This window comes from Pampinifervens navoyensis (assembly GCF_046159715.1).
In the GTDB taxonomy this organism is placed as follows: Bacteria; Aquificota; Aquificia; order Aquificales; family Aquificaceae; genus Pampinifervens.
On record NZ_JBJXCT010000012.1, the window covers coordinates 1 to 20,494 of the forward strand.

A 20,494-nucleotide genomic window follows, 5' to 3' on the forward strand; every position below is an offset into this window, starting at 1 on the left:
AAGGACGAAGTATGTTACAATTTTCTCTTCTATCATCTTAATCCTCCCTATGGGTTTTCCATGGGGAGCTTTTTTTTTACCATAATTTCTTATAACTTGCAACTCGGGTTAGGTATACCTCTTAAAGGTGCTGAAAGACCGTTTTATCCCCTCGTAAAGGGCATAAACCAGCGAAAGCCTGAAGTTTCTGTTCTCATCGTAGAAGGCAAAAAGACCCACATCAAGGTCCTTCTCTATGAGCAGTCTCCTGGCAAGCTCAAACTGCCTCTTTCTTCCGCTTTTGTGGGATAGCTCACCCTTTACCTCTATGCAAAGGGCTCCGAATTTTTTCTCGTCCTCAAGCCTTCCTTCTGCAAGGAACAGGATTCTCCCAAAGGATTGCTTCTCCTCTTCTGTGGGCTTCAGCTCTTCCCATATGGCGTGCAGGTCGCCCTTCTTTTCCTCAAGAAAGTAAAGAAATGCCTCTTCAGAAAAGGAATTTATCAGCTCCTCTATTCTTTCCTCAATCTCCCGCATGTTGTATGTTTTCTATGGCTATTATAACCTCTTCCGTGGGGTCTTTCCTCTCCTTTATCTTTTTCAGGAAGTCTTTCCCGAGAAGTGCCTTTAGCTCCTCTATCCTCCGCTTCAGGTCTTCAGTCTTCAACCCGTTCCAGCTCTTTATCAGAGAGAGTGTATACTCAGAAAGGGTGCAGTAGGTGCTTATGTCTTCTATCAGGTCTCTAAGAAAGTCATGATGTTCCACAAACTCTTCCCTTCCGATAAGGCTCTTTAAGAGGTTTCTTGCCTGCTCCTCCAGCCTTCCCCTGCATCCACCAGTTCTCCTTTTTCTCATCGCCCTTGAGTAGTGCTCCCAGAAGCTGGAGCTCAGGGGTAGAGACTTCTTCTGCGGGTTATCCTCCCTCACCAGTTCAAGAACCTCCTCAAAACCCACAGAAGCAGGCTCAGGGTTTTCATAATTCACATAACTGACAAATATGTCCTCCCCTCTTTTGATGAACACGATAAGGGAGTTCTCTTCTCCAGCTTTTGCCACCTTTATCCTCTGGGGCATTTTTTCTATTTCTTTTCTTATGTTCGGGCATGCCTTTTCTATTCTCCTCCATTCCTCCCTCAGCCTTGTTATGAGGCTCTCTCCTTCCGTAAGCCTCTCCACATCCTCGTAACTGGCGTTAATACGCCTGTAGAGCCTTGAGGGCTGGGGCTCTTCCTCTGGCGAGAGAAGTTTTGAATCCTCACCAAGAACTCTGTGAATCATAAAGAGCTTTTGCTGGGCTATCTCCCTTGACTTGACAATGTCTGCACCCCTCTCCGTTGGGAAAAAGTTTATTATGTATATTTCTTCATAGACCTTCTTCCCTATCCTGTTTATCCTTCCCACTCTCTGTATTACCCTTACAGGGTTCCACGGTATGTCGTAGTTTATAACAGCTCCTGCCCTGTTCAGGTTAAAGCCTTCTGAAAGCCTGTCGGTGGCAACAAGTATCTTATACTGGTCATCCCAGCTTTCAGCGCTGGCATCAAAGTTCCTGTATATGGTCCGTATTTTCCCCTCAAGGTTTTCATAGCCCTTCAGAACCATACCGGGAAAGAACTTCTCCAGAGCATCGCCCAGATACCTCGCGGTGTCCAGGTATTCGGTAAATATGACAACCTTTCTGTCCTTGAGAAGCTCCTCAAGACCCAGCACAAGCCTTTTGAGCTTTGGGTCATCATCTCCAAGCTCAAGCATGTCAAACTCTTCCATAAGGCTCTCAAAGAGTTCCTTATCTCTCTGAATGTCTTTGAGAAAGTCCTGATTCAGCTCCCCAATCCTGTATATTTTCCTGTAATCCCCGTAGTCCTCTGCAAGCCCTTCCAGCTCCTCCTCACCTTTAAGGAGCTTTTTAAGAAGGCTTCTGTCCAGAACAAACACATGTCTATCTTTTACAAACTCAAGGATTTTTTCATGGGTCTCCCGAAAGTTATCAAGGCTGTCTCTGAAAGCTCTGAAACTGCTTTCAAAACGCTTGACGAGCAACCTTCTCATGAAGTCATACAGGTTTCTCTGGTATAGCCTCTCAAACTCCTCTGGCTTTTCCTTCAGATAGTGGGCGGGATAGTAAAGAGCTCCCGTAAAGGAGCCTCCCTCCTCAAAGCTCTGGAAGGTATTTATAACCTTATCGTAGAATTCCATCTGGCTGTTTGTGAGCTCATAAAACCATTCTATGGGGTCCATCACCCTGGGCATGTCTATCTTTTCCTCGTAGTGTTTGAGGTCAAGCCTGTTTCTTCTTATGACCACAGGCTCAAGGATGCCTCTTATTTCCTTTGCTATGCGTCTGAGCCTGTCTTTGACCCTTTCTGGATTAACATCATCTCCTCCAAACTCCTGCTCGTATAGCCTTTTAGCCCTGACCCTTTTATCTTCCTGAACAGAGCTGTAGTATCTGAGGATGTAGGAGCAGTTTTCAAAGCTCTTCTGATAGGCTTCAAACTTCCCTTTGAGGTCTTTCTCCAGCAAAATGGAGGAATTACCTGGTGGTGTAAAGAGTTTGAGAAGGGCGTATATGTCAGAGGGTCTATTGTTAAAGGGTGTGGCGGTAAGCAGCAGAACTTTCCTGCCTCTACATATTGCCTGAAGATTTTGATGGCTACTTGTTCTTTCGTTCCTGAAGCGGTGGGCCTCGTCCACTATGACAACCTGAACCTCATCCTCATGCTTCCTTACATACTCCAGAGCACCATCAAGGTTGCCGGTCGAGAAAACTTCAAATTCATCCCTCAGGCTGAAGTTTCTCAAGTATTTCGTCCAGCCATAGTTCCCGTTGATGTCTCCAACCAGATGGGGAGGACATATGACAATACCTCTCCCTCCAAGCTTTCTTGCAACTGCGCAGGCAACCACTGTCTTCCCAAGCCCCACCACATCTGCAAGTATTACACCCCCGTGCATCTGACAGGTTTTTACCGCCTGAGAGACAGCTTCCAACTGATAGGAGTAGGGAATGAATCCGCTGGCTTTTATGAGCTCGGCAACTGTTCCATCCTCCTTGCCAGAATAAGAGTTCAGATAAAGGTTGACAAGGTATGCCCACGCCTGAAAGGGTGTCATACTCCTGAAGAAGGTCCTTTCCCTGAAGGTCCTTACAATAACATCCGGGTTCAGGGAGACGGCATTTCTCCACAGCTCGTCAAAGAAGGCCTCTGCCTCCTCAATCCCCCAGTCCTTGAGCTCCACATTAAACTCATGCTGTTCCTCAAGGCCTGCTCTGGTAAGGTTGCTACTGCCAGTTATAAAAAGGGCTGGTAATACATCGTCTTCCCGTTTGAAGATGTAAAGCTTAGAGTGGTTGGGCTTTCGTGTCTTTCTGATAACCAGCTTATTTTCCTCAAGTAATCTTAAAAAGAACTTTACCTGTTCCCATACCTCCGGTCTGTCAAGCTCTTCAGCCACAAAAGCCCTGGCAAGAGACTCACAAAAATCCTCCTCCATATCCTTTCTACTGCTGTGCTCCTGTGCATACTCATAAAGCCCATAGAGACCCTGGTCAACGCCAAGCCCCACAAGCACTTTTATGCTGTTTTCTTTGAGATTACCCTCCCTATCAAGCCTTTCAAGGGCTTTGAAGATAACATCAAGCCCAGAAAAATAAAAAAAGCCCACAAGGAATTTCATCTCTCTTACTTTTGGCATTATCTGCTCAAGCCTTTCCCTCAGGCTCCTCTGCCCGTAGTTGGTAATAAAGGGCATGGAGATTATTATATTTGCTACGATAAAATTTAAAAACCTCTGCATATAATTATTTACTGATGGCAAAGCGTATAAGATACGAGGACAGAAACCCAGAGCCCCTCATGCCCCCTTCGGAGAGGGTGAAGACCTTCAGAGAATACGCCTTTGGCTACTCTGTAAGCCTTGCCCTCGATGAAGCCCAGAGGTGTCTCTTCTGCAAGGATGCAGACCAGAGATGTATAAAGGGATGTCCCATAAATGTGGACATCCCGGGTTTCATAAAGAAGATAACGGAAGGGGACCTTGTGGGTGCCTACAAAAAAATAATAGAAACGGACCCCTTTCCTTCCATATGTGGAAGGATATGCCCACAGGAGAGACAGTGTGAGGGCTCATGCATCCTCTACTACGATACAGTAAGGGACAGGAAGAACAAGGGACTCCCCGTAAGTATAGGGGTCTTGGAGAAGTTTGTGGGAGATTTTATCAGGATTTCTGGGCTGGAGGTTGATGGCGAAAGGGTAAAATCTACCGGCTACAGGGTGGCGATAGTGGGTGCAGGACCGGCAGGGCTTGCCTGTGCTTACGACCTTGCCAGATGGGGACACGAGGTCCATGTTTTTGAAGCCCTTCCAAAGCCCGGCGGTGTTATGAGCTACGGCATACCTCATGCCAGGCTTCCCAGAGATATCATAGAATGGGATATAAAAAGGCTCCAGAGGCTCGGAGTTCAATTCTTCTTCGGTCATGTGGTGGGAAGAACTGTAAAGCTCTCTGAGCTTTTAGAGAGATATCATGCGGTCTTTCTTGGCGTAGGTGCCGGCAGAGGTTCTCTTGGCATAAGAGGAGACCATCTAAAAGGCGTATACTCCGCCATAGAAGTGCTCACAAGGGTTGGCTTAGTGAGATCTGACCTCTTCCCTCAGAGCGGAACGCCCGTTAACCTTGGAAGAAGGACTGCCATAATCGGTGGTGGCTTTACTGCGGTGGACTGTGCCATAACAGCCCTCAGGCTGGGTGTTGAAACCCATGTGGTTTACAGAAGAACAAGGGAAACCTCCTCTGCCCGTCAGGAAGAGTGGGACCACATATCAGAGGAGGGGGCCATAATTCACTGGCTTACCCAGCCTGTGGAAATACTTGGAGATGAGAGTGGGCATGTGATAGGGTTAAAATGTATAAAAATGACCCTTGGTGAGCCAGATGAAAGCGGAAGACCCAGACCGGTGCCAGTGGAAGGCTCAGAGCATGTTATAGAATGCGACTCGGTCATATTTGCCATAGGCCAGAAGGCAAACTCCGTAGCTTACGAGGATATGCCAGGCCTTGAACTCACTAAATGGGGGACTGTAAAGGTAGATGAAGGTTTCAGGACCTCCATAAGGGGCCTCTTTGCCGGCGGAGATGCGGTAAACGGCGGAGACACGGTAGTCAGGGCCCTTGCTGAAGGAAGAAAGGCTGCACATTCAATCCATAAATTTCTCATAGAGGAGGTTAGGTTATGAAAAAGGTTGCCTTAGCAGTGGGAGCTGTGCTCCTGGCCTTTTTTGTTTTTAGAGCCTGTGGGGAAAACCCTGAGAAATCGGCAAGAAACACAGTTAAGGATTTTATCGAGAACATCAGGGATGGGGAAGGAAGGGAAGCAGTGATGCTTCTGTATCCACCCTTCAGGGATGCACTTGTGCAGGATGTGAAGCTCCCTCTTCAATTAACAGAAATGAAACCTTCAGAGGTGCTTGCCTGTCTTCTTTCCTCCATGGGTGAGAACATAAAGAAGGTAAAGGTGCTTGACACAAGCAGAATAGATGACAAGCATGCAGAGGTTATAGTTAAGGTCACAGACAAGGAAGGAGTGGAAAAGATTTTCACCTTTATAGTGATAAAGGACGAAAAGAGGTGGAGGATAGCCAGCATATCGGGCATTAAATGAAGTTTCTCATATGGCAGACAGCCTATCTGGGGGATGTGGTGCTCGCCACTCCCCTTATAAGAACCCTAAGAAAAAATTTCCCATCTTCTCGTATTGCCTTTGTGGGCAGGAGCTTTATAAAGGAGCTTCTGAAGGGTTTTGATTTGGAGCTCATAGCCTTTGACAAGGGCGTATGGGAAAGCTTTGAAATAGTTGAAAAGATAAGAGAATACCAGATAGCCATAAGTCCACATATATCTGCAAGAAGTGCCCTTATACTTTTCATGGCGGGCGTGCCGGTAAGGATTGGCTTTGACAGGTCAGAGTTCAGCTGGCTTTATACGCACACAGTAAAACACAGGTGGGAGCTCCACGAGGTGGACAGAAACCTTGAGCTTTTAAAGCCACTGGGCATAAAGGACTACGACAAAAAGCCATGGCTGTTTGTATCCGAAGAGGAGAAAAAGCAGGCTAAAGAGAAGTTTGGACTTCCAGAGAATTTTGTGGTGCTTTCTCCCTTCTCCAACTTCAGGCTCAAGGAATGGAACATGGAGGGGTGGGTGGAGCTCGCAGGGAGGTTGAGCATAAGACCCGTAGTGGTGGGGACAGAAAGAGACAGAGAAAGGGCTGAGGTTTTCTGGGCAACAGGGGCTAAAAACCTGGTTGGCAGAACATCACTGAGAGAACTGATGGCAGTAATAAGCCTTTCAAGGGCTGTCATTTCCTGCGACTCATCCCCGGTCCATATAGCCAACGCCCTTGGGGTGCCTGCAATAAGCGTATACACGGCAACTTCACCGGATTACGGCTTCTATCCTCTAAAGGGTGAATACGTAAAACCACAGCTCTATTGTTCACCCTGCTCACCAAACCCAAAGGTATGCAAGACTGGAACTCATGCATGCCTGAGTATGGTCAGGGTGGAGGAAGTTCTTGAGGCATTAGAGAGGGTTCTTTCCTGATGGTTTATCACTGACTGGGCTATACCCAGGAAAAGTAAGGAAGCGAGCAGGTTGGAAGAACCATAGCTGACAAAGGGCAGAGCTATTCCCTTGGGAGGTATCAGGTTAGAGACCATGGCAAGGTTCCAGAGGAAAGAGTAAGCAAAGTTTATAGCAGTTCCAAAGAGAATAAGCTTTTCCATCTGCCCCTTAGCCATAAAGGCATGCCATAACAATCTACCCACCAGTATGGCATACAGGATGATAGCCAATAAAACACCGAGAAAACCCATCTCCTCCCCTACGATAGCAATCACGTAGTCCGTGTCCGAGGCCGGTAGAGGTCCCAGTTTCTGAAGTCCCTGACCTATACCTACGCCCATAAACCCACCCCTTGCAAGAGCGTAAAGAGACTGTATTATCTGGTATCCACTGTCCTCAGCATCCAGAAAGGGGTCCTTCCAGGCAGAAAGCCTCTCCGCCACATAACCCTTTGAGGTGAGTATGTAGTAGACCATAAGGGAAAATATAGGAATCACTATAAGGTAGACCCTTTTTGGAACACCGCCCACGTAGACCATAAGGGCTGTAATCAGTAGTATAAAGACCGCACCGCCCTTGTCAGGCTGTGCAAGTAGTAAAAGAGCCATGAGAAGAGGAAAAATTAGAGCCCAGAAAAGATGTTTCCACTGTCTCAGATTCCCCTTACGCACTATGTAATAAGAGAGGAAAAGGACAAGGGCAATCTTGGCAAACTCAAGGGGCTGGAGGCTGCCACCGAGGAGCCATCTGTCCACAGGTCTGCCAGTTAAAAGCTTTTTTATAAGAACAAGCAGAAGACTCAAAAGGGCAAGGAGAACGAGAAAATAGGGAATGCCACCGCTCATATATCTTCTGTAATCAAGCCTTGTAAGAAGGCTTGCCAGCAAAAAGCCAGAAATAAAAACTAGAATCTGAAGGAGTGGTTTTTTGTATATGCTCAGATTCTGGTAGGAGTCCATCAGGTATGGGACCGTGTTTACGCTGATTATGACAGCCTCACCCATAAAAAAAAGAGCAAAGATGCTGAATATTATCCATGCATCCCAGTTTTTCAACACTGCAGATAAAAGTATAGCAAAGGGTCAGACAGGGTGTATAATATATATGAATCCGGGGTAGCTCAACAGGCAGAGCAGGCGGCTGTTAACCGTCAGGTTGGGGGTTCGAGTCCCTCCCCCGGAGCCAGTAAAAGCATGGTAGAGATAAGAGGAATTACTCTTCCAGTGGTGCTGATAGAAATAAAGGAAAAGGGGGATGTGGATACCCTTATAGAAGAGATAAAACAGAAGGTTTCTTCCAGACTGTTTGAAGGCAGCTATGTGCTTATAGATGGTAAGGGCTTCCTTAAAAGAGGAGATATTGAAAAAATAGAAAAGGCTCTTACGGACAGAAACATAAAGAGCGTAAAGAAACTGAGCTCGGCTGGACTGGAGGAAGGCAAGAGAGACAGGCTCCTTGTGGTTCAGAAACACCTTCGTTCAGGTCAGAGAGTGGAACATAACGGGGACATACTGGTCCTTGGGGATGTAAACAAGGATGCACAGGTGATAGCAACCGGAAATATAATAGTTATGGGCAGACTCAGGGGGATTGCCATAGCTGGAGCACTGGGAGATGAAAGGGCTGTGGTTGTCGCTCTTGAAATGGAGCCACAGCAGGTAAGAATAGGGAAAAAGGTTGCCATTATGGATGAGGAAGAAAGAAAGTCCCCTGGCTATCCAGAGGTTGCAAAAATTGAAGAGGGTAATATAATACTTGAGAGGGTCTGAATGAGCAAGGTTTTTGTGGTAACATCAGGAAAGGGGGGCGTAGGCAAAACCACAATAACAGCCAACCTTAGCGTTGCCTTAGCAAACTTTGGGAGAAAGGTTCTTGCGGTGGATGCGGACATAGGGCTCAGAAACCTTGACATGATACTGGGGCTTGAGAACAGGATTGTTTACGATGTGCTTGATGTGCTTGAAGGAAGAGTGGAGTTTCACAAGGCTCTGGTAAAGGATAAAAGGGGGCTGAGCCTCTGGCTCCTTCCCGCCAACCAGACAAAGAACAAGGATGCCATAGACAGGGGAAGGTGGGTAGAGCTTATAAACAGGGTTAAAGAATCAGGCGAGTATGATTACATATTCATAGATTCTCCCGCTGGTATAGAACAGGGTTTTCAGATAGCTGCGCTGCCTGCAGACACAGCCCTGGTGGTGGTAAACCCTGAAGTCTCTTCCATAAGGGATGCAGATAGGATTATAGGCTTGCTGGAAAACATGGGCAAGAAGGAATACTACCTTGTGATAAACAGGATGAAGTGGGATAGCGTGAAAAGAGGTGAGATGCTCTCAGTGGAAGACATAGTGGACATACTGAAAGCCCAGCCCATAGGCATAGTGCCGGAGGAGCCAAAGCTGGTGGACTTTACCAACAGAGGAGAGCCCATAGTTCTCTCAAAGGACTACAATGCATCAAAGGCAATCTTAGACATGGCAAGAAGGCTTGAAGGTGAGGATATACCTATGGTCCGCTACGGTGAGAAAAAGGGCCTTCTTGAGAAGCTTCTGGGTAGATAGCTATGATATGGGACCTTCTTTTTAACAGAGGCAAGAGTAAAGATGAGGCAAAAAGAAGGCTGACTCTTGTGCTTTCATACGAGAGAAAGGGTCTTCCACCAAACTTTGTTGACAGGCTAAGAGATGACCTCATATCCGTATTTTCCAAATATCCTCAGTTTGAGGTTAAAAAGATAGAGGTGGACATAAAAAGGGATAAGGACAATTTTGATGAGCTCTGGATTAGCATACCCTTCAAGCAATGAAAGGTCCTGTTTTCCTTCTGGACCTTGATGGAGTTCTTGTAAAAGACAAGGCACTGAACCCCTTCGGCGACACGGTTGTCTTTCTTGAAGAACTCAGAAGGCTAAAGATACCCTTTAGAGTGGTTTCCAACAACTCCACAAGGCCTCCACAAAAACTCATAAGTGCCTTAAGTGAGAAAGGCATTGCGCTTATGGAGGATGAACTCATTACTCCTCTGTCTCTTCTGGGAAGCTATCTAAGGAGACAGGGTGTAAGAAAGGTTCTGTTTATAGGCATGCCTGCTGTTGAAGAATACCTGAAAGAACTTGGCTTTGAGGTGGTTCAGGACCATATGGCAGATGCAGTTGTAATAGGTCAGGACAGGAGCTTGGACTTCAAAAAGCTCAAGATGGCAACCTCTGCCGTATTCCTGCACAGTGCCATATTAGTCCCCATAAACATGAGCAGAATAGTAAAAGATGACGATGGGCTTTACTTTCCGGGTGCAGGCTCCATCGCCCTTGCCATAGCTCATGCATGTAATTACGATAAAGACCTGCCAAACCTTGGAAAACCTTCAGAAGAGTTTATCAGGTATGCCCTTATGGGGCTGGATGGTGAGGATATCTATCTGGTGAGCGACGATGTATACACGGACCTGCTGGGTGCCAGAGACCTTGGCTTGAAAACCGTCTTTATGACCACAGGCAAGTATAAGAGAGAAGAACTCCTGAAAGCGGACTTTAAACCAGACCTTGTCTTTGACAGTCTTACACGGCTACTGGACTACCTTTATAAAGCTGTTCTTTCTTAACCTTTCAAGAAGCTCCTGCCTTCTTGCTTCAATTTTTCTGGCAAGGAGTTCTTGCCTTTGCTCCTCTACGCTTTTGCCTTCCGTCACCTCTTCTTGAGAAATTACCTTTGCAATGTATATGTGGTCCTTGTCTTCGGCAAAGACAAGCTGTCCAGGGCTGGACCTCCAGACTTCTCTGTCAAGGGCTTCAACCAGTTCGCCTCTGCCAACCCTGAGCCTCTCCACCTTCAGACCCATTTCCCGTGCCAGGACTTCAGGCCCTTTTGTGGGTTCAAAGATAGCTTTGAGTTTTCCTTCGTCCTTTCTGTCCACCACAAGAAGCTCCACCTCTCTTACCAACTTTACATTTCCACTTTTCAGCCTTTCCAGCTCAAGCTCCACATCAGAGACCTTTACCTCTCTCTCAAGAAAGGCCCTCAGCCCCTGTGTAGCCAGAAGTTCCCTCTCTAAAAACCTCCTCAGGTCCTGAAGGGTAAGCCCCTCCCTTGCAAGCTCTTGAGCTATACCGTCAATGGTCATCCTGTTTGCCCTGGCAATGCTCTGAAGTGCCTCCTCTATGAGCTCAGGGGGAACCTGCAGACCTCTCCCCATGAGAAACTGATACAGAAGCATATTTTCTATGAGCTTATCCAGAATTTGCTTCCTGTCTGAGGTTGCGTAGTATAACATGCCCATCTTTATATCGCTTTCAAGGACTGGTTCTGAGTTAACAGAGGCCACAACTCTGTCCACAAGTGTTGCAGAGAAGCTCAGAGTTGACCAAAGTAGAATTCCACAGAATATCTTTTTGAAGCCTCCTGAAACCATCTCTGAAAAACCTCCTGCCTTTTTTCCCTGAGAAGCTTTTCCCTTACTATGGGCCTTGCTTCTTCAAGGGGCATTATACCACTTCCCCTCCTGTCTGCCACCCTGAAGATAACATAAAGGCCACCCACCTCTATGGGTCTTGTGGTCTTGCCCACCTCGTAAGGATAAAGCTGGCGCCTGACTACCTCCGGTAGAGTCTGTATGGAATACCACATGGGCTGACCAGCCCTTACACCACTTTCCCTGACCGTAAGTCCTCGTGAGAGGCTGTAGTATACCTCGTTGGCCGTGTCAAGGCTGTCTGAGGTATACCTATCCAGGAGCACCTGTGCCGGAAGCTTGAAGTCTCTCAGGTTAAGGTAATAGTAAGCGGTTATCTGACCTTCCTTGACCTCAAGGTCTCCTGCTATCCTGCTTATTATCCTCTGACTCAGCATCTCTGTGGTTATAAGGTCCTTTGCCACATCGCTAAGGCGCTTGCTACCTATATGCTTTTCCACATATTCTTCAAACTCTCTGGGCGTCACGGATATGCCCATCCTTCTGGCTTCCATATGTATTATCTTGCTCCTGACATACTCCACTATAAATTCCTGAAGGTCTCTGGAGGTGGCTCTGGCGATTGGAAGGTGCAGTATCTCTCTCCAGTAGGCGTTAAAAGCCTGACGAACCTCGTTTAAGGTTATCTGTTCTTTGTCTATGCGTGCCACAACCCTTGCTGACGCAAGGTTCAGAAGCACAAGGATGATAAGGATTAGCTTCATGGGTATATTATAGCAATATGCAGGCAATTATCACCATAGGGATACTGCTCACCTTCAGTCTCCTGGGCCTTTATGTAAAAGAGCCTTTTTCCAGGCTCATGCCCGCTGTTCCTTATCTTCTTGCACTCATTATGCTAAGCATGGGTATAACTCTGAGAAGTGCGGACTTTTTTGAGGTTTTCAGGAGACCTGCAAGAATAATCTATGCGGGGCTTTTACAGTTCACCATCATGCCCTTTCTTGGCTATAGCCTTGCCCTCCTGCTCCGGGTTGATGAAAGACTTCTTTATGGTTCGGTTCTTGTGGGCTCCGCTCCCGGCGGAACTGCCTCCAATGTGATAACATACCTTTCAAGGGGAGACCTTGCCTATTCGGTAAGCATGACCACCTTTTCCACTCTCATATCACCCGTGATGACTCCGCTTCTTACCTATTTTCTTGTGGGAAAAAGGGTTGATGTGCCCCTGTATTCCATGACCAGGGACTTACTGCTCATAATCCTTCTGCCGGTGATCGCAGGGATAGTAATGAGAAGGCTCTTTCCGCGTGTATTATATCTTGAGAGGATTTTGCCATACATTGCAGTTTTCTTCATAGGGCTTATAATCGCAACTGTTCTTGCTCTAAATGCAGACAGGCTCAGAGGTTCAGCTTTATCTGTATTTGTCCTCGTGATGCTTCACAACCTGCTTGGTTTTCTCCTCGGATACACCTTTGCAAGGCTCACTGGTCTTGACAGAATAAGATCAAAGACCCTTTCCATAGAGGTAGGCATGCAGAATTCCGGGCTTGCTACAGTGCTGGCTCTCAGGTATTTTCCTCCAGAGTCTGCCCTGCCGGGAGCACTTTTCAGTCTTATGCAGAATGTAAACGGTCTACTGCTGTCTATAATCTACAGAAGGCTATGAGAAGGCTTGTGTTTCTTGCATCCCTTTTTGTCTCTTCCTGTTCCATTACGGTGCGGGAGAAACTGCCAGAGACTCGGGGTCAGCTCAGGGTCAACTGTCCTGAAGTTATTCAGACTAAGGGCTTTTACTGCAAGGGAGACAGAGCATACAGCAATCTCCTTCAGAGCGGGAGCAGAGTGAAAGTGATAAGCCTCCTTACGGGAAAGAGCATAACCATAGCGGTTTTCAGAGGGGAGGAGGAAAGGGGTATATGCGTGCCGGCAAGGTTTGAAAGTCTACTTGGCGGTGAGCCATTTCCTGCAAGGATTGAGGTAGAAAGGTGTGGCATAGATGACAGGAGAATCTGCCCTGCCTACATAAGGGGTCTTGCCAGCTACTACGCAGACCCTTACCATGGAAGACAGACACCTTACGGAAGAGCCTACGACATGCACGGCTATTATGCAGCAAGCCCAGACCTGCCTCTTGGCAGTCTCCTCATGGTCAGAAACCTGAAGAACGGAAGAGAGGTCAGGGTGAAGGTAATTGACAGAGGGCCTCTGAAGGCGGGAAGGGTGCTTGACCTCTCTTACTCTGCTGCAAGAGACCTGGATATGATAAAAGACGGTGTGGTGGAAGTTCAGGCTCAGGTGTTAAGATGTGGGGAGTGAAAGGAGAATCACTTGCCCCTGCAGCAGCTCAAGGAGAGGCTTGACAATTTTTCATCCATATAAGACAATATATTATCAATGAACAGAGTAAGAGAAAAGCGACAACTGCTTGGGTTTTCTCAGGAAGAGCTTGCAAGACTGGCAGGCATTCCAAGAACCACCATAAGCGCCATTGAGTCGGGCAGAGCCGTCCCCTCAGTAGATTACGCCATAAGGCTTTCTAAGGTGCTTGGATGCAGCGTGGAAGAACTTTTCTCTCAGGAGGAGTTTATTCCTTTTCCGGGCTTTGAAAGGGGGCTCTTCGTAAGCTACAGGGTAGGGCACAGAAAGATTCTTTTTCCTGTAAGCCTCGCAGAAAGTAAGGAAAGTCCTGAAGGCTTTTTAAAAAAAGAGGGTATTGAATGGTTTGAAAAGAAGCACAGGCATACCTACACCTTTGCAGGCTGTGACCCATCCTTCAAGCTCCTTTCAGAAGCACTGAGAGAGGAAGGGATAAGGCTTCTGGTTGTAAACCTCCCAAGCATGAAGGCTCTTGAACTTTTAAAGGCGGGCTTTGTTCACATGGCAGGAATGCATATGGGAAGCTTTGAAGAAAATGTGAAGGTTGCAAGGGATTTTCTTGGTGAAGGATACAGAATTTTAAGACTTTTCTCCTGGGAAGAGGGGATAATGGCAAGAAAAGTTATCTCTCTCAGAGAGCTTGGAAGGAAATTATGGCTGGCAAGAGAAGAGGGAAGCGGTGCAAGAAAGGTCTTTGATGAGTTAAGGATAGACATGAACATAGAGAACTTTAGAGTGGTCACGGGAGGTCATGAGAACATAGCCTTCAGTCTGAAAGAAGGCTTTGGGGACGCCGGAATAGGCACAAGAGCCTCTGCCTTTGATTATGGACTTGATTTCATGGGAGTCAAGTGGGAGGACTATTGCCTCTGCTACAGGGAGGAGCTAGAGGAGGAGCAAGAGTTTTTAAGATTGCTTGACTTTCTAAGAGGGAAAAGATACAGCAGACTCCTCTCTTACCTGCCGGGATATAAGAAAAAACCTATGGAGGAGGTAGCCACATGAAAACATTGCTCCTTCTTCTACTGGGACTACTGAGCCTTGCACATGCAGAGCTTATAAGGGTATTTGCCGCCGCAGACCTGCGGTATGCCCTCAAGGAGATTGCAGGCCTTTATCAAAAGAGGTATCCAGAAGATAAAATAGAGCTCGTCTTTGGCTCTTCAGGCAAGGGCTATGCACAGGTCAGAGCTGGAGCACCCTTTCACATATACTTTTCTGCAAATATGAAGTATGTGGAGGAGCTATACAAAGAGGGGCATATAATAACAGAGCCAAAACTCTACGCAGTTGGAAGGATAGTAGTCTGGACCAGGAAAGACTCGCCTTTTGACCCCTCAAAGTTTCCGGATGTGCTTCTTGACCCAAGGGCCAGAAGAATAGCCATAGCCAACTGGGAACATGCTCCCTATGGCAGGGCAGCAAAGGAGGCCCTTGAAAGCTATGGAGTCTTTGAAAGGGTAAGAAATAAGCTTGTCCTGGGTGAGAATATATCTCAGACTGCCAGCTTTGTTTACTCTGGCGCTGCAGACATAGGCATAATAGCCCTTTCACTGGCTCTTGCCCCTCAGATGGAGGCAAGAGGAAAATACTGGCTCATACCAGAAGACAAGCACGAAAGGCTGGCTCAGGGATATGGAATAACAAAAGAGGGTGGCAAGCTGAAAAACAGCAAGAGGTTTTACGATTTCATAGGCTCACCAGAAGCAAGAAAAATATTCGTTAAATACGGCTTTGTCCTTCCGGGAGAGGCAAGGTGATGGTAGACATAAACCCCATCCCCATATGGCTCACCCTCAAGCTCTCCTTCTGGACAACCCTGATACTGCTCGTAATTGGTATCCCCCTTTCTTATTATCTAGCCTACACAAAAAGCAGGCTTGGACTTCTTATTGAAGCCCTTACCACACTACCCCTTGTGCTTCCACCTACGGTGCTGGGCTTTTATCTCCTTTTGCTCCTGAGCAAGCACGGCATCATAGGCTCTCTGTGGTATAAACTCCTTGACCGTCAGCTGGTTTTTCATTTTGAAGGTATAGTTATAGCATCTGTTATATACAGCCTGCCCATGATGGTGCATCCCCTTACATCCGGCTTCAGGAGCGTTCCACTCAACATAATAGAAGCAAGCTGGACGCTGGGAAAATCAAAGTTACAGACCCTATTCAGAGTCATCCTTCCAAACATGAAAGCGTCCGTGCTTACGGGCACAGTCCTGAGCTTTGCCCACACTATAGGCGAGTTTGGAGTGGTCCTCATGGTGGGAGGCAATATTGAGGGGGATACCCGTGTGGTCTCCATAGCCATATACGATGCGGTGGAAGCCATAGACTACGCAACCGCCCATGTATACGCAGGCATCCTTTTTGTGGCCTCCTTCATAAGCCTTGCCCTGCTGTATGCGGTAAACAGGAGGTGGAGCCTGTGATAAGGGTAAGGGTCAAGAAACTGCTTCACGGTTTTGATGGCGATTTCTGGCTTGATGTGGAGCTTGAGGTCAGGGGAACAGAGTTTCTGGTAATCCTCGGTCAGTCTGGCAGCGGGAAGACCACTCTTCTCAGATGCATAGCCGGACTTGAAAAACCAGAAGAGGGCTACATAGAGGTGGATGGGCAGGTCTGGTTTGATTCAAAAAGGGGAATAAACCTGCCACCTCAAAGGAGAGATGTGGGCTTTGTCTTTCAGGACTATGCCCTCTTTCCCAACATGACAGTGCTGGAAAATGTCATGTATGGTATGAAAGAGAAAAACAGAGATTATGCCCTTGAACTTCTGAGGATGGCTGGGCTTGAGGGGCTCAGGGACAAGAAACCAGACAGGCTTTCTGGGGGACAGAAACAGAGGGTTGCCCTTCTCAGGGCTCTGGCGAAGGAGCCACGGGTCCTCCTTCTTGATGAGCCCCTCTCCGCCCTCGACCCAGAGCTCAGGCAGGAGCTTCAGAAGGAGCTTAAGGACTTTCAGAGAAAATCCTCCATCCCAGCCCTCATGGTAAGCCATGACAGAGAGGAAGCATTAAGGCTTGCAGACAGAGTTATAAAAGTTCAGAGGGGCAGAGTAATAGAAGAAGGAGAACCGCAGAGAATTCTCCCAGATAGATATGCAACTCTCATAAGTAAAGTGCAGGAAGAAGACGGAACAATTCTCACCTTGCGAATCGGAGATAAACTGGCAAGCGTAAAGGTTCCTTTAGCCTCTCCTTAACTGAATCTTAACAGTCTTTGGGTAAAATACTATATTTAAGGAGGGTAATGATGAAGCTTTTTCAGGAACTTGAAGAGACAAAAAACCTTGTTCTTATGATGGCTGGTCTTGTAAAGGAGGCTGTGGATAAGGCTATAGAGTCTCTCAACAAGCAAGATTTAGAGCTGGCAGAAGAAATCATAAAGGGCGATGACCAGATTGACCAGATGGAGGTGGAGATAGAAAGAAGATGTATAAGGATGATAGCCCTCTATCAGCCAGAGGCGGTTGACCTGAGGCTTATAATGGGTATATACAAGATTGTTTCCGACCTAGAGAGAATTGCAGACGAGGCAGAGAACATAGCAGAGCGGTCAATTCTTCTTGCACAGGAGCCTCCACTGAAACCTTACATAAACCTGAACCTTATGGCTGCAAATGTAAAGAGCATGATAGAGGATGCGGTGCTTTCCTTTTTCCAGAGGGATACGGCTCTTGCCAAAAAGGTAATAGAGAGGGACGATATGATGGATGAGCTATACCATCAGGTTCAGAGGGAGCTCATAACCTACATGCTGGAAGACCACAGAAACATAAAGAGGTCTCTGCACCTTTCCTTCATAGCAAGACACTTTGAAAGGATGGCAGACCATGCAGAAAACATAGCGGAGATGACTATATACTGGTCTGAAGGAGAGGTGGTAAAGCATCAGCACATAAAGGAGAAGGAGATGCATTGAGGCTATACCTCGCCTTTATCCTTTCCTTCCTTACCTTCACACTCATAAACGTAGCTTTTCTTGATAACCTGAGGGAGATATGGGGTATAAGCTACCCCCTGGTGCTCCTAGTCATAAACCTTGACCTCCTTGTCCTGTTTGCAGTCTTTGTAATATTTTTCAGGAAGTTTATAAAAACCTACCTTACAGGCAGGAAAGGACCCCTGAGGCGCAAGCTTTCCACAAGCCTCCTTCTTTACATAATAACACCCCTCATTTTTCTCAACGTAGCAACCGCCATAATCCTCCTTCAGTCTACAAAATCCTTCATAAGTGGACAGCTCAAGGAAGTGGCAAGGAAGTCTGAAAGGCTCAATTTCATGATTGAGGAAGAGGAAAAAAGAAGGGTTGAAGGCTACAGAGAAGTTTTCAGATTGCTGAAAGAAAATGGTATGAAGCCAGAAGCATTTAAATCCTTCGAAGATGTGGTTGAAGTTGAAAAGGACCCGAAATGTAGAGAGACTATAAGTGAAAAGGCATACACATTATGCTTTGATGGCTACAGACTTCTTATTGCCAGAGAAGCCGGAATAAACTCTCTTATGAGAGACATAGCCCAGACCGCCACAGAACTCAGAAACATGGTAAAGGCAAGAGACATAATAGGGGGAGTGTATGTTTACTTTATAGTTCTTGCGGGTTTTGTCTCTTTTCTTTCTGCAGTATGGTTTGGTAATCTTGTGGCAAGGCATGTGAGCCTTCCCCTTGAAAAGCTGTCTCAGAGGGCGGGGGAAATAGCAAGAGGTAACTTTGAGGTCAAAGTGGATGTGCCCCAGACAGGCGATGAGGTTCAGGAGCTTGCAAAAAGCTTTGTCAGTATGAAGGAAGAGCTAAAAGGTCTATACGACAGGCTCAGCAAGGAAAGGGAAGTTCTCCTTACCCTGTTCAATGCCCTGCCTGTGGGCATAGCCTTCCTCTCAAGGGAAGGCGAGCAGTTTTACAACAGAACCTATGAAGAGCTTTCTAAGAAGGCAAACATAAGGCAGAGCGTGATAGAGCTTGAGATTGGTAAAGTAATAGTATACGAAGACCTTGAGGCGGTCATTCTTGCCGAGCGTTTCAAAACATGGCAGATGGCAGTGAAAAGGATAGCCCACGAGATAAAAAACCCCCTCACACCCATAAGTCTCAACCTTGAGAGACTTCTAAGGTCTCTGCAAAGAGGACAGTGTGATATGGAACGAATCGCCCAGATGGCAGAGCTGATGCTTGAGGAAATACAGAGAATTAAGGAAACCATTGACCAGTTTAGGAGCCTTTCCACAGACACAGAACCTCAGTTTGGAGAGGTTGACATGGGTGCAACCCTCCGTCAGATGGCAGGGCTCTATGAAGGATTAGAGATAGAGGTTATGGGAGAATTGAAGCTTGTGGGAGATGAGCGACTGCTCAGGGACATGTTTTTTAACCTCTTCAACAACAGCCTGGAATGGGGGGCAAAGAGAGTACTGGTTGGGCTGGGGAAAGACACCATAACTTACAGGGATGATGGGGTGGGCATAGAGGAGGGTAAAGAAGAGTTAATCTTTATGCCCTACCATTCAGAGAATCCCAAGGGTATGGGTCTCGGGCTTGCCATAGTAAGGCACATAGCAGAGCTTCATGGCTGGCGGGTGAGGGCTGTTCCTGATAAAAAGGGTTTCTATGCGGTCTTTGAACTCAGTTCAAGAAATGGAAGTATCTGAAGAACTCTTATAAGATGATTTTCCCATATAATTTCCAGCTCCTCCATAACTGCCTTCTCCTGCTCTTCCGGGGATAGCTTTTTGAAACTTTCAGACTTTACACCTCTCTCGTGCAGAAGAAGCGGAACAAAAACCTTCCCTATGGAATAAAAGGCAAAGGCAAGCTCCCTGTCTGAAAGATGGGGAAAACCGTTAAAGGTTTTGTAGGTCTTTATACCTGCCCAATTGGTCCAGTATCTGACCTCTGGGTCCTCAAGCCTCTTTTCATAGCCTCCCACATACATGGATATCAGGGCTTTGAAAAGCCTTTCATCCCTATCTGGGTAGAGGCCTGCTATCTCCTCAGCCAGTTGTTCCAAATCCCTTGAGCTTATTTCTCCATAATCTTTCAGAAACTGTTCTTTCCACCCCTCATACCTTATGAACTTCTGATGGGGCACCCTCAACCCGTTTCCTCCGACCTCTCATACTCAGGGCATTCAAGGGTTGAAAGGTCAACCTGAGGAGTCACTTCCCTTGTGTCTGTATGATAGCCACACACAAAGCATTCAATGGATACGGCATATCCCACATGCATGTGACCTATATCCCAGCCACAGAGAGGACACTCTCCTTCTCCAGCCCTGAGAAGCTCCATCAGCCTGTTCCCGTTTCTGAGACCTGCCTGCACAGCCTTTACCCTGTCTATTGACCTCTGCACCTCATCGCTGTTCCATTCGGAGCCACAATCAAGACATCTGTATTCAGCATAGCTTCCTTCCTTTATGAGCCTTATAACCTTTGTAGAACCGCACCGGTCATCTATGCATATTTCCCCAATGAGCTTTCTTCCCAGCCTGTCCAGCATGTTTTTGAAATCCTCCTGAGTGAGTCTCATGGGCACATCGTAAGCCCTGTAGCCACAACACTGACATTCTGCCTCCACCCTTGGATAGGGCTCGTCATATTCACAGACCTTGAGGGCTATCCTTTTGCAGTATGGACACAGCTCAAGATGGGTTATGCAGACCATAACAGCCTCCTTCTATAACATGTTATACCTTTTCAAAAGTTCAGCCAGCTCTCTGTCCTTCTGAGTAGGTGTTTTCAAAGCCTCCAAGAACTTCCTGTCCATTTCTTCACCCTTTTCAAATCTTTTTTCAATCTCCTTGCTCTTGTCCTCAAAGGGCTTTATCATACTTCTCCTATCCCATATGGCAAAGCCTATGGTGGCTGCTGTAATTCTTACAAAGGCACCAGCCATGATACCCATGTAGGTAAGTAACATGTCTATCTTTTTGTCCACCTGCTCAAATCTTTTGTCAATCTGATTAAAAGCAACCTCTACCTTTGTTTCAAGTTTTTCCATACGAATGTAAATGCTCCTGAGCATTTCCCTGTCTTCAAGGGTAAAGGGAACCTCCCTGGCATGTGCTATAGAGAGCAGAAGTGTGATAAGAATGAACAGAACAAACATA

Annotated in this window: 23 protein-coding genes and 1 tRNA gene; 16 read left to right on the forward strand and 8 right to left on the reverse strand. The window is 46.8% G+C overall.

Features of this window, described 5'->3' with window-relative positions:
- Nucleotides 1-108: 108 nt before the first annotated feature.
- Both ACKRDP_RS08540 and ACKRDP_RS08545 read right to left on the reverse strand, forming a co-directional pair.
- Entirely contained in the window at nt 109-516 is a 408-nt protein-coding gene (locus tag ACKRDP_RS08540) for a hypothetical protein (RefSeq protein ID WP_409154341.1), read from the reverse strand.
- Nucleotides 503-3,778, reverse strand: coding sequence for an SNF2-related protein (locus ACKRDP_RS08545; protein ID WP_409154342.1), 3,276 nt, complete (start codon nt 3,776-3,778; stop codon nt 503-505). Before ACKRDP_RS08545 ends, ACKRDP_RS08540 begins: the two co-directional genes overlap by 14 nt.
- A gap of 14 nt (nt 3,779-3,792) precedes the next feature.
- On the opposite strand from ACKRDP_RS08545, the gene gltA reads away from it, so the two are divergent.
- From gltA to ACKRDP_RS08560, 3 genes are read left to right on the forward strand one after another with little or no spacing between them, the layout of a single operon-like run.
- Nucleotides 3,793-5,220 carry an NADPH-dependent glutamate synthase gene (gene gltA / locus ACKRDP_RS08550; protein ID WP_409154343.1) on the forward strand — a complete coding sequence of 476 codons (1,428 nt, stop codon included), beginning with the start codon at nt 3,793-3,795 and terminating at the stop codon, nt 5,218-5,220.
- Nucleotides 5,217-5,645 (forward strand): DUF4878 domain-containing protein, encoded by a 429-nt coding sequence (locus ACKRDP_RS08555; RefSeq protein WP_409154344.1) that lies wholly within the window; start codon nt 5,217-5,219, stop codon nt 5,643-5,645. The genes gltA and ACKRDP_RS08555 overlap by 4 nt, the downstream gene beginning before the upstream one ends.
- Nucleotides 5,642-6,586 carry a glycosyltransferase family 9 protein gene (locus tag ACKRDP_RS08560; RefSeq protein WP_409154345.1) on the forward strand — a complete coding sequence of 315 codons (945 nt, stop codon included), beginning with the start codon at nt 5,642-5,644 and terminating at the stop codon, nt 6,584-6,586. The genes ACKRDP_RS08555 and ACKRDP_RS08560 overlap by 4 nt, the downstream gene beginning before the upstream one ends.
- Here the strand turns inward: ACKRDP_RS08560 and ACKRDP_RS08565 are convergent.
- Entirely contained in the window at nt 6,520-7,611 is a 1,092-nt protein-coding gene (locus ACKRDP_RS08565) for an FtsW/RodA/SpoVE family cell cycle protein (protein ID WP_409154346.1), read from the reverse strand. The genes ACKRDP_RS08560 and ACKRDP_RS08565 overlap by 67 nt on opposite strands.
- A 105-nt stretch (nt 7,612-7,716) precedes the next feature.
- Between ACKRDP_RS08565 and ACKRDP_RS08570 the strand changes: the two genes are divergently transcribed.
- The 5 genes from ACKRDP_RS08570 to ACKRDP_RS08590 all read left to right on the forward strand — a co-directional run bounded on the left by ACKRDP_RS08570 (nt 7,717) and on the right by ACKRDP_RS08590 (nt 10,204).
- Nucleotides 7,717-7,792, forward strand: a tRNA-Asn gene (locus ACKRDP_RS08570).
- Between the two features lie 8 nt (nt 7,793-7,800).
- Nucleotides 7,801-8,376 (forward strand): septum site-determining protein MinC, encoded by a 576-nt coding sequence (gene minC, locus ACKRDP_RS08575; protein WP_409154347.1) that lies wholly within the window; start codon nt 7,801-7,803, stop codon nt 8,374-8,376.
- Complete coding sequence (gene minD, locus ACKRDP_RS08580) at nt 8,377-9,165, forward strand: septum site-determining protein MinD (RefSeq protein ID WP_409154348.1); 789 nt, start codon at nt 8,377-8,379, stop codon at nt 9,163-9,165. It begins immediately after the preceding gene.
- Nucleotides 9,166-9,167: 2 nt separating this feature from the next.
- The gene (gene minE, locus ACKRDP_RS08585; protein WP_409154349.1) at nt 9,168-9,410 is read left to right on the forward strand and encodes a cell division topological specificity factor MinE; all 243 of its coding nucleotides are present in this window, start codon (nt 9,168-9,170) and stop codon (nt 9,408-9,410) included.
- Nucleotides 9,407-10,204: an HAD-IIA family hydrolase gene (locus ACKRDP_RS08590; RefSeq protein WP_409154350.1), complete on the forward strand. Its 798-nt coding sequence runs from the start codon at nt 9,407-9,409 to the stop codon at nt 10,202-10,204. Before minE ends, ACKRDP_RS08590 begins: the two co-directional genes overlap by 4 nt.
- Here ACKRDP_RS08590 and ACKRDP_RS08595 read toward each other — a convergent pair.
- Together ACKRDP_RS08595 and ACKRDP_RS08600 are read right to left on the reverse strand one after the other, a co-directional pair.
- Entirely contained in the window at nt 10,169-11,011 is an 843-nt protein-coding gene (locus ACKRDP_RS08595) for a SurA N-terminal domain-containing protein (protein WP_409154351.1), read from the reverse strand. The genes ACKRDP_RS08590 and ACKRDP_RS08595 overlap by 36 nt on opposite strands.
- Complete coding sequence (locus ACKRDP_RS08600; protein WP_409154352.1) at nt 10,954-11,775, reverse strand: peptidyl-prolyl cis-trans isomerase; 822 nt, start codon at nt 11,773-11,775, stop codon at nt 10,954-10,956. Before ACKRDP_RS08600 ends, ACKRDP_RS08595 begins: the two co-directional genes overlap by 58 nt.
- A 17-nt stretch (nt 11,776-11,792) precedes the next feature.
- Between ACKRDP_RS08600 and ACKRDP_RS08605 the strand changes: the two genes are divergently transcribed.
- The 8 genes from ACKRDP_RS08605 (at nt 11,793) to ACKRDP_RS08640 (ending at nt 19,037) form a co-directional block, all read left to right on the forward strand.
- Complete coding sequence (locus tag ACKRDP_RS08605; RefSeq protein ID WP_409154353.1) at nt 11,793-12,683, forward strand: bile acid:sodium symporter family protein; 891 nt, start codon at nt 11,793-11,795, stop codon at nt 12,681-12,683.
- Nucleotides 12,680-13,333 carry a septal ring lytic transglycosylase RlpA family protein gene (locus ACKRDP_RS08610; RefSeq protein ID WP_409154354.1) on the forward strand — a complete coding sequence of 218 codons (654 nt, stop codon included), beginning with the start codon at nt 12,680-12,682 and terminating at the stop codon, nt 13,331-13,333. Before ACKRDP_RS08605 ends, ACKRDP_RS08610 begins: the two co-directional genes overlap by 4 nt.
- A gap of 78 nt (nt 13,334-13,411) precedes the next feature.
- Entirely contained in the window at nt 13,412-14,398 is a 987-nt protein-coding gene (locus ACKRDP_RS08615) for an XRE family transcriptional regulator (RefSeq protein WP_409154355.1), read from the forward strand.
- Entirely contained in the window at nt 14,395-15,153 is a 759-nt protein-coding gene (gene modA / locus ACKRDP_RS08620) for a molybdate ABC transporter substrate-binding protein (RefSeq protein WP_409154356.1), read from the forward strand. Before ACKRDP_RS08615 ends, modA begins: the two co-directional genes overlap by 4 nt.
- On the forward strand, nt 15,153-15,821 hold the full coding sequence (gene modB / locus ACKRDP_RS08625; RefSeq protein ID WP_409154357.1) for a molybdate ABC transporter permease subunit: 669 nt from the start codon (nt 15,153-15,155) through the stop codon (nt 15,819-15,821). The genes modA and modB overlap by 1 nt, the downstream gene beginning before the upstream one ends.
- A complete protein-coding gene (locus ACKRDP_RS08630) occupies nt 15,818-16,594 on the forward strand; it encodes an ABC transporter ATP-binding protein (RefSeq protein WP_409154358.1) in 777 nt (258 codons plus the stop codon). The genes modB and ACKRDP_RS08630 overlap by 4 nt, the downstream gene beginning before the upstream one ends.
- 50 nt (nt 16,595-16,644) lie before the next feature.
- Nucleotides 16,645-17,313 carry a phosphate signaling complex protein PhoU gene (gene phoU, locus ACKRDP_RS08635; protein ID WP_409154388.1) on the forward strand — a complete coding sequence of 223 codons (669 nt, stop codon included), beginning with the start codon at nt 16,645-16,647 and terminating at the stop codon, nt 17,311-17,313.
- Nucleotides 17,310-19,037, forward strand: a complete 1,728-nt coding sequence (locus ACKRDP_RS08640; RefSeq protein WP_409154359.1) for an ATP-binding protein — start codon at nt 17,310-17,312, stop codon at nt 19,035-19,037. Before phoU ends, ACKRDP_RS08640 begins: the two co-directional genes overlap by 4 nt.
- On the opposite strand, the gene ACKRDP_RS08645 is transcribed toward ACKRDP_RS08640, so the two are convergent.
- Genes ACKRDP_RS08645 through ACKRDP_RS08655 form a run of 3 tightly spaced genes read right to left on the reverse strand, consistent with a single transcriptional unit; the run spans nt 18,995 to nt 20,493 of the window.
- Entirely contained in the window at nt 18,995-19,477 is a 483-nt protein-coding gene (locus tag ACKRDP_RS08645; protein ID WP_409154389.1) for a hypothetical protein, read from the reverse strand. The two genes, ACKRDP_RS08640 and ACKRDP_RS08645, sit on opposite strands and share 43 nt — an antisense overlap.
- A 2-nt stretch (nt 19,478-19,479) precedes the next feature.
- Nucleotides 19,480-20,049, reverse strand: coding sequence for a hypothetical protein (locus ACKRDP_RS08650; RefSeq protein WP_409154360.1), 570 nt, complete (start codon nt 20,047-20,049; stop codon nt 19,480-19,482).
- Between the two features lie 12 nt (nt 20,050-20,061).
- Nucleotides 20,062-20,493 carry a hypothetical protein gene (locus ACKRDP_RS08655; RefSeq protein WP_409154361.1) on the reverse strand — a complete coding sequence of 144 codons (432 nt, stop codon included), beginning with the start codon at nt 20,491-20,493 and terminating at the stop codon, nt 20,062-20,064.
- Between the last annotated feature and the right edge of the window lies 1 nt (nt 20,494).

Bases quoted from the DNA above. Each gene is read 5' to 3' on its own strand.
- ACKRDP_RS08540 (WP_409154341.1), bottom strand. From the start codon at position 516: ATGCGGGAGATTGAGGAAAGAATAGAGGAGCTGATAAATTCCTTTTCT.
- ACKRDP_RS08610 (WP_409154354.1), top strand. From the start codon at position 12,680: ATGAGAAGGCTTGTGTTTCTTGCATCCCTTTTTGTCTCTTCCTGTTCC.
- ACKRDP_RS08600 (WP_409154352.1), bottom strand. From the start codon at position 11,775: ATGAAGCTAATCCTTATCATCCTTGTGCTTCTGAACCTTGCGTCAGCA.
- minE (WP_409154349.1), top strand. From the start codon at position 9,168: ATGATATGGGACCTTCTTTTTAACAGAGGCAAGAGTAAAGATGAGGCA.
- ACKRDP_RS08590 (WP_409154350.1), top strand. From the start codon at position 9,407: ATGAAAGGTCCTGTTTTCCTTCTGGACCTTGATGGAGTTCTTGTAAAA.
- gltA (WP_409154343.1), top strand. From the start codon at position 3,793: ATGGCAAAGCGTATAAGATACGAGGACAGAAACCCAGAGCCCCTCATG.
- minD (WP_409154348.1), top strand. From the start codon at position 8,377: ATGAGCAAGGTTTTTGTGGTAACATCAGGAAAGGGGGGCGTAGGCAAA.
- ACKRDP_RS08560 (WP_409154345.1), top strand. From the start codon at position 5,642: ATGAAGTTTCTCATATGGCAGACAGCCTATCTGGGGGATGTGGTGCTC.
- ACKRDP_RS08650 (WP_409154360.1), bottom strand. From the start codon at position 20,049: ATGGTCTGCATAACCCATCTTGAGCTGTGTCCATACTGCAAAAGGATA.
- ACKRDP_RS08605 (WP_409154353.1), top strand. From the start codon at position 11,793: ATGCAGGCAATTATCACCATAGGGATACTGCTCACCTTCAGTCTCCTG.
- phoU (WP_409154388.1), top strand. From the start codon at position 16,645: ATGAAGCTTTTTCAGGAACTTGAAGAGACAAAAAACCTTGTTCTTATG.
- ACKRDP_RS08545 (WP_409154342.1), bottom strand. From the start codon at position 3,778: ATGCAGAGGTTTTTAAATTTTATCGTAGCAAATATAATAATCTCCATG.
- ACKRDP_RS08595 (WP_409154351.1), bottom strand. From the start codon at position 11,011: ATGGTTTCAGGAGGCTTCAAAAAGATATTCTGTGGAATTCTACTTTGG.
- ACKRDP_RS08555 (WP_409154344.1), top strand. From the start codon at position 5,217: ATGAAAAAGGTTGCCTTAGCAGTGGGAGCTGTGCTCCTGGCCTTTTTT.
- minC (WP_409154347.1), top strand. From the start codon at position 7,801: ATGGTAGAGATAAGAGGAATTACTCTTCCAGTGGTGCTGATAGAAATA.
- modA (WP_409154356.1), top strand. From the start codon at position 14,395: ATGAAAACATTGCTCCTTCTTCTACTGGGACTACTGAGCCTTGCACAT.
- ACKRDP_RS08615 (WP_409154355.1), top strand. From the start codon at position 13,412: ATGAACAGAGTAAGAGAAAAGCGACAACTGCTTGGGTTTTCTCAGGAA.
- ACKRDP_RS08565 (WP_409154346.1), bottom strand. From the start codon at position 7,611: ATGGGTGAGGCTGTCATAATCAGCGTAAACACGGTCCCATACCTGATG.
- ACKRDP_RS08655 (WP_409154361.1), bottom strand. From the start codon at position 20,493: ATGTTTGTTCTGTTCATTCTTATCACACTTCTGCTCTCTATAGCACAT.
- modB (WP_409154357.1), top strand. From the start codon at position 15,153: ATGGTAGACATAAACCCCATCCCCATATGGCTCACCCTCAAGCTCTCC.